The sequence below is a fragment of the Endozoicomonas sp. SESOKO3 genome (assembly GCF_024606255.1).
Window position 1 is genome coordinate 1 of record NZ_JAHHPR010000561.1, and the last position, 1,318, is coordinate 1,318.

Sequence of the window (1,318 nt, forward strand, 5' to 3'; positions counted from 1 at the left end):
CCCTTATATAACGTCCGGCTCTTCAATTTTTCCAAATCCTCTGGAAAGACAACGTTCCTTATGGGGTCATCAGACTCTTTTAACATCTGCAACTCCCGGTAAAGCTGCTCCTTGAAGTGCTTATGAAAACCTTTGTTGAAGATCACCGTCCTCCTGAAATCCTTAAAGGTATTCAGCCCCTGGTTGGGTAATTCCTCACCTTGTTTACCTTCCCAGCTGCAAGCAGCGTATGGCTTGCCCCAGTCGTCCATGCCATCACTCAGGAACTTTTTTCCCAGCCTGCTATTTTTCCCGCTGGCACAAATGATCATATCCACAGGTCGGTGCATAACCGTTTCCTCAGGGGTGTCATGCTCTGCTCTGCCCTGTTGCGCCACACCATAAGCAGGGTTATAACGTGCTCTGACCTTGTAGCCCTGCACTCCCGACTCAACGCCCTCCAGCTCAAAAGCAGCCATTCTTTCCAGACTGGAAGGCTCGTCACCCTCATGGGTTTGATCATTCCTTGCCTTCAACTCGGTCAGTCGATCATGAAATGCTTCTTCCAGATGGCGGATGGCTATCTCGCCAAGACCGTCGGAACGAACAATGCCCTTGCTTTCCTCACCGTCACCAAAAAGCTCATAGTAGTGTTCACCCAGATAAAACTTCAGCATATCCATCCATTTGAGATCCAGCCTGACCACCTGACCCTTGTCGTGTTCAGTACTTCTGTTATCAAAGACGGAGACATCTGCACCGGCTTCGAATTGTGACAAGGCCAGGGCCAGCCCCGTGGGACCGGCTCCTTCAATCGCTACCCGGGGGTGAGTTCTGGCATTATCATGCTGCTTAATCAACCAGTCGAGCTGTGCCAGATCAATCTCCTGCCCCCTCAAAGTGCCGATTTCCTGAACCTTTAACAGCTTGGTGAGAGTATCCTGCTGACCACGCCATTGTTCAGGCTGCGAGAGTATGCCCATGTCCCATCGTCTGCCCCCCGTCAACTGGATATCAAGCAGTGCTCGTCGTGATTCTGCTATCAGCTGCCCCTCTTCTTTGGTCAAGCCTTCCCCGGCTTTCAGGCGTTCTCTGATGTTATCCACATCTAACTTAGTGACTTCAGCACTCAGTCGATTCAATGTTTTTCTCACCTTGGCTTTGTCCTCAAATAACCGCCCATCCAGGTAAGAAAATTCGCTGTGACTATCAAATTCAATTTTCAGTTTCGGATAACGCTTCAGGTCTTGAATAAAGCGGTAGTCTTTTTCCTGTACCAAATTTTGTTGGTCGCAGTGAATGTCAAGCTCAAGGCATTGAGCATTATCAAATATTTGTC

Annotated in this window: 1 protein-coding gene; it reads right to left on the minus strand. The window is 49.2% G+C overall.

From position 1 onward, the window contains the following. Nucleotides 1-1,318, minus strand: a 1,318-nt coding sequence (locus KDK18_RS09675) for a hypothetical protein (protein WP_257254699.1), incomplete at both ends; no start/stop codon positions are given.